General features: G+C 70.8%; 9 protein-coding genes and 2 pseudogenes. 6 read left to right on the forward strand and 5 right to left on the reverse strand.

Annotated elements, in window-relative coordinates:
• From AC27VN_RS26145 to AC27VN_RS26160, 4 genes and pseudogenes are all read left to right on the forward strand, one after another.
• Window positions 1-254 (forward strand): annotated as a pseudogene (locus tag AC27VN_RS26145) (ABC transporter ATP-binding protein); the annotation flags it as partial.
• Between the two features lie 101 nt (window positions 255-355).
• Entirely contained in the window at window positions 356-1,051 is a 696-nt protein-coding gene (locus AC27VN_RS26150) for a glutathione S-transferase family protein (RefSeq protein ID WP_490878409.1), read from the forward strand.
• A 61-nt stretch (window positions 1,052-1,112) separates the two neighbouring features.
• Window positions 1,113-1,526, forward strand: a complete 414-nt coding sequence (gene gloA / locus AC27VN_RS26155; protein WP_490878410.1) for a lactoylglutathione lyase — start codon at window positions 1,113-1,115, stop codon at window positions 1,524-1,526.
• Window positions 1,527-1,532: 6 nt separating this feature from the next.
• Window positions 1,533-2,141: a DUF1697 domain-containing protein gene (locus tag AC27VN_RS26160; protein WP_490878411.1), complete on the forward strand. Its 609-nt coding sequence runs from the start codon at window positions 1,533-1,535 to the stop codon at window positions 2,139-2,141.
• Between the two features lie 12 nt (window positions 2,142-2,153).
• On the opposite strand, the gene AC27VN_RS26165 is transcribed toward AC27VN_RS26160, so the two are convergent.
• From AC27VN_RS26165 to AC27VN_RS26180, 4 genes are all read right to left on the reverse strand, one after another.
• Window positions 2,154-2,885, reverse strand: coding sequence for a haloacid dehalogenase type II (locus tag AC27VN_RS26165; protein ID WP_490878412.1), 732 nt, complete (start codon window positions 2,883-2,885; stop codon window positions 2,154-2,156).
• Window positions 2,886-2,892: 7 nt separating this feature from the next.
• Window positions 2,893-3,540, reverse strand: coding sequence for a bifunctional 4-hydroxy-2-oxoglutarate aldolase/2-dehydro-3-deoxy-phosphogluconate aldolase (gene eda / locus AC27VN_RS26170; RefSeq protein WP_093340093.1), 648 nt, complete (start codon window positions 3,538-3,540; stop codon window positions 2,893-2,895).
• Window positions 3,531-5,369: a phosphogluconate dehydratase gene (gene edd, locus AC27VN_RS26175; RefSeq protein WP_490878413.1), complete on the reverse strand. Its 1,839-nt coding sequence runs from the start codon at window positions 5,367-5,369 to the stop codon at window positions 3,531-3,533. Before edd ends, eda begins: the two co-directional genes overlap by 10 nt.
• Before the next feature lie 222 nt (window positions 5,370-5,591).
• Window positions 5,592-6,146 (reverse strand): OmpA family protein, encoded by a 555-nt coding sequence (locus AC27VN_RS26180; protein WP_490878414.1) that lies wholly within the window; start codon window positions 6,144-6,146, stop codon window positions 5,592-5,594.
• 69 nt (window positions 6,147-6,215) lie between these two features.
• On the opposite strand from AC27VN_RS26180, the gene AC27VN_RS26185 reads away from it, so the two are divergent.
• Window positions 6,216-7,037: a gamma-glutamylcyclotransferase gene (locus tag AC27VN_RS26185; protein ID WP_490878415.1), complete on the forward strand. Its 822-nt coding sequence runs from the start codon at window positions 6,216-6,218 to the stop codon at window positions 7,035-7,037.
• The gene (locus tag AC27VN_RS26190) at window positions 7,034-7,576 is read left to right on the forward strand and encodes a superoxide dismutase family protein (RefSeq protein ID WP_057597176.1); all 543 of its coding nucleotides are present in this window, start codon (window positions 7,034-7,036) and stop codon (window positions 7,574-7,576) included. Before AC27VN_RS26185 ends, AC27VN_RS26190 begins: the two co-directional genes overlap by 4 nt.
• A gap of 9 nt (window positions 7,577-7,585) precedes the next feature.
• Here the strand turns inward: AC27VN_RS26190 and AC27VN_RS26195 are convergent.
• A pseudogene (locus AC27VN_RS26195) lies at window positions 7,586-7,779 on the reverse strand (nucleotidyltransferase family protein); the annotation flags it as partial.

Here is a 7,779-nt window from a genome sequence, read left to right on the forward strand (position 1 = left end):
AGCAGCAGCGCATCGCGCTGGCCCGCGCGCTCGCGCCCGCGCCGGCGCTGCTGCTGCTCGACGAGCCCTTCTCCAACCTCGACGGCGCCACGCGCGAACGGCTCACGGTGGAAGTGCGCGCGATCCTGCGCCAGGCCGGCCAGACCGCGATCCTCGTGACCCACAACGAGGCCGAGGCGCAGGCCATGGCCGACCGCATCGGCGTGATGCATGGGGGGCGCATCACGCGCTGGATCGAGACCTCGGCCCGCTGAGGCCTAGCACAAGACGCACTTTTGCCGAATGGGCTTTTCGGGAAAAGGTTGTTCGCCCCCGGAAGAATCCGGCCCCACCGATTCATCCGGAGCGCCCGCCCATGTCCCAGCCCCTCACCCTCGTCAGCCACCTGCTGTGCCCCTACGTGCAACGCGCCGCGATCGCGCTGCACGAAAAGGGCGTGCCCTTCGAGCGCGTCGTGATCGACCTCTCGGCCAAGCCCGACTGGTTTCTCGCGATCTCGCCGCTGGGCAAGGTGCCGCTGCTGCGCGTGCAACGGCCCGACGGCGGCGAGACCGTGCTGTTCGAGAGCAACGTGATCTGCGAATACCTCGAGGAGACCCAGCCCGGCGCGCGGCTGCATCCCAAGGACCCGCTCGCGCGCGCCGAGCACCGCGCCTGGATGGAGTTCGGCTCGGCGATCCTGGCCGACCTGTGGGGCTACGAGACCACCAAGGACGCCGAGGTGTTCGCGCAGAAGCGCCAGGCCCTGGCCGACAAGTTCGCGCGCGTCGAAGCCGCGCTCGGCGCCGGCCCCTTCTTCGCGGGCGAACGCTTCAGCCTGGTCGACGCGGTGTTCGCGCCGGTGTTCCGCTACTTCGAGGTGTTCGACCGCCTCGTCGACTCGAAGCTCTTCGATGCCCTGCCGCGCGTCGATGCCTGGCGCAAGGCGCTGGCCGCGCGGCCCAGCGTGCGCGCGGCGGTGGTGCCCGAGTACCCCGAGCACCTGATGGACTTCCTGCGCAAGCACGAGTCGCTGCTGCTCACGCGCGCCGAGGAAGTCCGAGCGGCTTGATCGGGGCGGCGGGAGACCGACAATAGCGGGCTCCCACGACAACACCCACGGACTCCACGCGATGAGACTCCTCCACACCATGCTGCGCGTCGGCAACCTGCAGCGCTCGATCGACTTCTACACGAAGGTGCTCGGCATGAACCTGCTGCGCACCTCCGAGAACCCCGAGTACAAGTACAGCCTGGCCTTCGTCGGCTACGACGAGGGCAATCCCGGCCAGGCCGAGATCGAGCTGACCTACAACTGGGGCACCGAGAGCTACGAGCTCGGCACCGCCTACGGCCACATCGCACTCGGCGTGCCCGATGCCTACGCGGCCTGCGAGAAGATCAAGGCCGCGGGCGGCAACGTCACGCGCGAGGCCGGCCCCGTGAAGGGCGGCACCACGGTGATCGCGTTCGTGACGGATCCCGACGGCTACAAGATCGAATTGATCCAGCGCGCCGAGCAGGCAGGCGGCGGCGGACTTCGCTGATCGGCGATGGCCACCGGCGCCGCGAAGAAGAAACCGGCCGCGAAAAAGGCCGGCGCCAAGGCCAGCACAAAGGCCGGCAACAAGGCCGTGCGCCATGTCGCGCTGCTGCGCGGCGTCAACGTCAACGGCATCACCATCCGCAGCGCCGACCTGCAGGCGTTGTTCGTCGAGCTCGGCTTCGGCGCGGTGCGCACCGTGCTCGCGAGCGGCAACGTGCTGTTCGACACCGACGAGACCGACACCGCCGCGCTGCGCCAGCGCATCGAGCAGGCGCTGCGCGAGCGCTTCGGCTACGAGGCCTGGATCGTGCTGCTCGCGCAGGCCACGGTGGCGCGCATGGCCGCGGGCTATCCCTTCGAGCGCGTCGACGAGGAGCGCCATCCGTACATCGTGTTCGGCTCCGATCCCGCGATGCTCGACGAGGTGATGGCCAAGGCCGGCGAACTCGATGCGTACACCGACCGGCTGCAGCGCGGCGACGGCGTGCTCTATTGGGAGCTGCCGCGCGGCGAGAGCACCGACACGCCGGTGGCGAAGCTGCTCGCGAAGACGCGCTACAAATCGAGCACGACCACGCGCAACCTGCGCACGGTCGAGAAGCTGATCGCGGGCTGAGCCGGCGCGGCCTCAGCAGCCGAGCAACTCGGCCAGCTGCAGGATGTCGCGCGCATGCAGGTTGTTGGCCGCCACCGGCGTCACGTCCTTGGGCTGGGCGCGGCCGAACTCGAAGGGCCGCTCGATGTAGCCGGTCTTGAGGCCGCAGGCGCGCGCGGCCGCGAGGTCGTCGTGATGCGCGGCCGCCAGCATCACCTGGCCCGGCGTGGCGTCGAACACGCCGGCCACGCCGAGGTAGGTGCGCGGGTCGGGCTTGTAGGCCTTGAAGACCTCGGCCGAGAGGACGCAGTCCCAGGGCAGGCCCGCGCGCTTGGCCATCTCGGTCAGCAGGCCGATGTTGCCGTTCGACAGCGAGCAGATGGTGAACTTGCGCTTGAGGCGCGTGAGCCCTTCCACCGCATCGGGCCAGGCTGGCAGCCGGTGCCAGGCGCGGCTGAGTTCGCGCCGCGCGGAGGCGTCGAGCCGGTCGCTGAGGCCGAAGTCGCGCAGCACCTGCTCGAGCATGCTCAGGTGCAGCTCGTCGAGCAGGGTGAAGCCGCCCTCGCCCGCGGCGATGCGCTCCATCACCTGCTTCATCGCGGGCTGGTAGCCGGCGCGCCAGGCCAGCGCGAAGGTCGCGCCGTCGACACCCGGCAGGGCCTGCTCGGCCTCGGCGGCGATGCCGCTGTGCCAGTCGACCACGGTGCCGAAGACGTCGAAGGCCACGACCTTGAGGTCGCTGGTGTCGAAATCCGCGTTGCCCATGGCGGCCTCAGCGCGCGAGCTGGCTCGCGGCGCGCGCGAGCTGTTCGATGCGCGCCCAGTCGCCGTCGCGGATGGCGTCGGTCGGCACGATCCACGAGCCGCCCACGCAGGCCACGTTCGACAGCGCGAGGAACTCGGCCGCGTTGCCCGCATGGATGCCGCCCGTGGGGCAGAAGACGACGTCGCCGAACGGGCCCTGCCAGGCCTTGAGCATCGGCAGGCCGCCGGCCTGCAGCGCGGGGAAGAACTTGAGCTGGGTGTAGCCGTCCTCCTGCGCCGACATGATCTCGCTGCCGGTGGCCACGCCGGGCAACAGCGGCAGGCCGAGGTCGTGGCAGGCCTTGCCGACCGCGCGCGTGTAGCCCGGGCTCACGCCGAACTTGGCGCCGGCCAGCGCCGAGGCCTGGGCATCGGCCGCGCTGCGGATGGTGCCCGCGCCGGCCACGGCCTCGGGCACTTCCTTGGCAATGATCTCGATGCATTCGAGCGCCTGCGGCGTGCGCAGCGTCACCTCGAGCATGCGGATGCCGCCGGCGACCAGCGCGCGCGCGAGCGGCACGGCGTGCTTCACGTCGTTGAGCACGATCACCGGGATCACCGGCGCGTCGCGCATCACGTCGAGGGAAGTCAGTGCGTTCTTGTCGTTTACAGCCATGAGCAGGCTCCTTCTTCAGCAGTCAATGCATTGCGCCGCATGCCGGCGAACAGTTCGCGCCCCAGGCCGTAGCCGTCGGCGATGCGCTGGGCCTCCGACAGCGTGGCGGCCTCGCGCTCGGCCCACTCGTCGGCGGGCAGCAGGACCTCGAGCGTACCCGCGACCGCGTCCAGGCGTATGACGTCGCCGTCCCGCACCTTGGCCAGCGGCCCGCCCGCGGCCGCCTCGGGCGACACGTGGATGGCGGCCGGTATCTTGCCCGAGGCGCCGCTCATGCGGCCGTCGGTGACCAGCGCCACGCGGAATCCCTTGCCCTGCAGCACCGACAGCGGCGGCGTGAGCTTGTGCAGCTCGGGCATGCCGTTGGCCTGCGGGCCCTGCCAGCGCACCACGCAGACCACGTCGCGCTCGAGCTCGCCGGCCGTGAAGGCCTTCTGCAGCGCGGCCTGCGAATCGAACACCCGCGCGGGCGCCTCGACCACATGGCGGTCGTCGGGCACCGACGAGACCTTGATGACGCTGCGGCCCAGGTTGCCGCCGAGCAGCTTCAGGCCGCCGGTGGCGCTGAAGGGCGCGGCGACCGGACGCGTGACGGCGTCGTTCTGCAGCGCGGCGGCCGGCGTCCAGCGCAGGCGCTTGGCATCGGCCTCGCCCTCGAGCGACGGCACGCCGGCGAATTCGCGGATGCCGCCCGAGCGCACCGTCAGCACGTCGGCATGCATCAGGCCGGCCTCGACCAGCTCGCCGATCACGAAGCCCGGGCCGCCCGAGGCCTGGAACTCGTTCACGTCGGCGCTGCCGTTGGGGTACACGCGCGTGAGCAGCGGCACCACGTCCGACAGCTTCGAGAAATCGTCCCAGTCGATCACGATGCCCGCGGCACGCGCCACGGCCACCCAGTGGATCAGGTGGTTGGTGGAACCGCCGGTGGCGAGCAGCGCGGCCATGGCGTTGACGATGCAGCGCTCGTCGACCATCTCGCCGATCGGCGGGCACTGGAAGGCGGCTTCGCCGGCCTGGCCCAGCACCGTGCGCACGGCCTCGCGCGTGAGCGTCTCGCGCATCGCGTCGCCCGGTTGCACGAAGGCCGTGCCGGGCACGTGCAGGCCCATGGCCTCGAGCAGCATCTGGTTGCTGTTGGCGGTGCCGTAGAAGGTGCAGGTGCCGAGCGTGTGATAGGCGGCCATCTCGGCCTCGAGCAGGCCCTGGCGGCCCACGAGCCCCTGCGCGGCCTGCTCGCGCACCTTCGACTTCGCGTTGTTCGACAGGCCCGAGGGCATCGGGCCCGCGGGCACGAACACGGTGGGCAGGTGGCCGAAGTGCAGCGCGCCGATCAGCAGGCCCGGCACGATCTTGTCGCACACGCCGAGCATCAGCGCGGCATCGAACATGTCGTGCGTGAGCGCGACCGCGGCGCTCATCGCGATCAGGTCGCGGCTGAACAGGCTCAGTTCCATGCCGGGCGTGCCCTGCGTGACGCCGTCGCACATGGCGGGCACGCCGCCGGCCACCTGCGCGGTGGCGCCGAGGCGGCGCGCCTCGTGCTTGATGATGTCGGGATAGCCCTGGTACGGCGCATGGGCCGAGAGCATGTCGTTGTAGGCGGTGACGATGCCGATGTTGGGCGCGCGCTCGGCGACCACGCGGAACTTGTCGTTGGCCGGGATGCCGGCCACGGCATGCGCCACGTTGGCGCAGCCCATGCGGTCGGAGCCGCGGTCGCGCTGGCGCAGTTCGGCGAGGCGCGCGAGGTAGGCGCCGCGCTGCGCCTTGCTGCGATCGCGGATGCGATCGGTGACGTCGAGGACGGTGGGGTGTGTGCTGCTCATGGGGATGTTGTCGGTGGCTCTGCCGATGGGGTCGCCACTGTCGCGTGGGCGACCTCGAGATGGGTTCATCGTAGCAAGGACGACGCCAGGCCTCGATGGAAATCGGGCACCGTGCCAATACGAATCCACGCCCGGATACGGATGCTTGCAAAACACCCGGACGCGGGCTCGCGCGAGCCCGCGTGGCGGCGCATTCCGCGCGCCGCGGCGGCCTGCCCGGCCTCAGTCGAGCAGCTTGACCTCGACCCGGCGCGCCTGCGCGTCATTGCCGCTGCCGGCCGTAACGGGCGGGCGCAGCAGGTCGATCTTGTCGGCCGGCACGCCGAGGCCGACGAGCACGTCGCGCACCGTCTCGGCACGCTTCTTCGCGAGCTGTTCGTTGACCGCCGCATCGCCGGTGGTGTCGTGGAAGCCCGAGACCACCGCCTTGCGGCCGGCCTCGACGCCCTTGATGACCGCGGCCAGCGCTTCCGCCGCGCCGGGCGCGAGGTCGGCGCTGCCGGTGGCGAAGTAGAAGTTCACCACGCCGTTGGCGACGCGGATGCTGGCGCCGTCGGGAATCGTGACGGTGACCGTCTCGGTGACCTCGGCCACCGTGGTCTGGGTGGCTGGCGCCGCGGCCGGCACCGTGATGGCGGTCTGTGCCGTCGCGGAGGCCTTGGCGGGCGTCTTGTGCCATGCCGCGAAGGCGATCACCCCACCGACGATCAGCAGCAGCAGGATCGCGATCAGTCCGAGGGCGAAATTCTGCTGGCTGTCGTCGGTGTTGTTCGTCACGCGTGCTCCATAGGATGAAAGCGGCCGGTAAATAATGGGGTGGTCAACCATGATCAGGAAATTGTAGGCATGGGTCCTTCTCCCGACACTGTAGGCGCTGGCCCCACCTCGGGCTCGGACCCGGCGCCCAATCCCGGGCCGCCGGGTCTGGATCCGCTGCCCAAGCCGCTGCGCGATCCCCAGCCGATGCTCGAGCGCACCATCGCCGAATGGGGCGGCCACGAGGACCTCTGGCTGTTCGGCTACGGTTCGCTGATCTGGCGGCCCGAGTTCGATTTCATCGAACGCCGCCCGGCCTGGGTGCGCGGCTGGCACCGCGCGCTGAAGATGTGGAGCCGCGTCAACCGCGGCAGCGTGCAGACGCCGGGCCTGGTGTTCGGCCTGCTCTCGGGCGGCAGCGTGCGCGGCATGGTGTTCCGCGTGCCGGCCGCGCAGGGCCTGGACACGCTGCGCCGGCTCTGGCTGCGCGAGATGCCCACCGGCGTCTACGACCCCAAGTGGTTGCGCTGCACCACCGCCTCGGGGCCGGTGAGCGCGCTGGCCTTCACGCTGTCGCGGCGCAGCCCCAACTTCACGGGCGAGCTCAGCGACGAGCGCTACCGCCACATCTTCGCGAATGCCGTGGGCCGCTACGGCAGCTCGCTCGACTATGCGCAGCAGACGCTCGAGGAGCTGCGCCGCCATGCGATCCACGACGTGGCGCTCGCGCGGCTGGTGGCGCTGGCCGCCCCGCCCGCCGTACCCTCCGACACATCGGCGGCGCACACTGCATCGCCGGCCCCGACCGATTGCGATGTGGTGCCGCCTCCGGTATACGTCGCAGGGTCTTCCGACAAGAAATCCTCTCAACCTTCCGGACCCTCCGGATCTCCCGACAAGGACCAACAATGAAGAACTCCTCCCGCCGCCTCGCCGGCGCTGCCACCGCCGTGCTCGCGGCCTCGCTGCTGGCCGCCTGCGGCACGCTGGGCGGCAAGCCGGCCACCACGGTCGAGCTGGTGCCCACCGGCGCGATCACGCCGAACCCGACCACGGGCACCGTCACCTTCACCGCGCTCGAGCATGGCGTGCGCGTGGCCGGCATCGTGCGCGGCCTGCCGCCGAACACCGAGCACGGCTTCCACATCCACGAGAAGGGCGACTGCGGCGACAACGGCAATGCCTCGGGCGGCCACTTCAACCCCAGCGGCGGCACGCACGGCAAGTTCGCCGCGCCGGGCAGCCATGCGGGCGAACTGCCGAGCCTGGTGGCCAACGGCGCCGGCGAGGCACGCTTCAGCGTCGAGAACCATGCGATCTCGCTGACGCCGGGCGCCGCCAACAGCGTGATCGGCCGCGCGCTGGTGGTGCACCGCGACAAGGACGACTTCACAACCCAGCCGGCCGGCAACTCGGGCCCGCGCATCGCCTGCGCGGTGATCGGCAAGTAAGGGCTTCGTTCAGCCGGCGCGCTGTGCGCCGGCCGCCTCGCGCGCGCGCCACAGCGCCTCGGCGCGCGCCAGGGCCTCGGGAGTGTCGATGTCGGTCACGACGCCGGCATCGTCGAGCGCCAGGTCAGCTACCGAATTCATAGCACGCAAAGCCCGCAGGACGGGCGCTGCGCCGAAGTTGCCTTCGAGCGCGGCGAGCGCCG

The organism is Variovorax sp. 20P10.2.4 (assembly GCF_058244205.1).

Excerpts from the sequence above, each read along its gene's own strand:
- AC27VN_RS26150 (WP_490878409.1), top strand. The coding sequence starts at position 356 with ATGTCCCAGCCCCTCACCCTCGTCAGCCACCTGCTGTGCCCCTACGTG.
- gloA (WP_490878410.1), top strand. The coding sequence starts at position 1,113 with ATGAGACTCCTCCACACCATGCTGCGCGTCGGCAACCTGCAGCGCTCG.
- AC27VN_RS26160 (WP_490878411.1), top strand. The coding sequence starts at position 1,533 with ATGGCCACCGGCGCCGCGAAGAAGAAACCGGCCGCGAAAAAGGCCGGC.
- AC27VN_RS26165 (WP_490878412.1), bottom strand. The coding sequence starts at position 2,885 with ATGGGCAACGCGGATTTCGACACCAGCGACCTCAAGGTCGTGGCCTTC.
- eda (WP_093340093.1), bottom strand. The coding sequence starts at position 3,540 with ATGGCTGTAAACGACAAGAACGCACTGACTTCCCTCGACGTGATGCGC.
- edd (WP_490878413.1), bottom strand. The coding sequence starts at position 5,369 with ATGAGCAGCACACACCCCACCGTCCTCGACGTCACCGATCGCATCCGC.
- AC27VN_RS26185 (WP_490878415.1), top strand. The coding sequence starts at position 6,216 with ATGGGTCCTTCTCCCGACACTGTAGGCGCTGGCCCCACCTCGGGCTCG.
- AC27VN_RS26190 (WP_057597176.1), top strand. The coding sequence starts at position 7,034 with ATGAAGAACTCCTCCCGCCGCCTCGCCGGCGCTGCCACCGCCGTGCTC.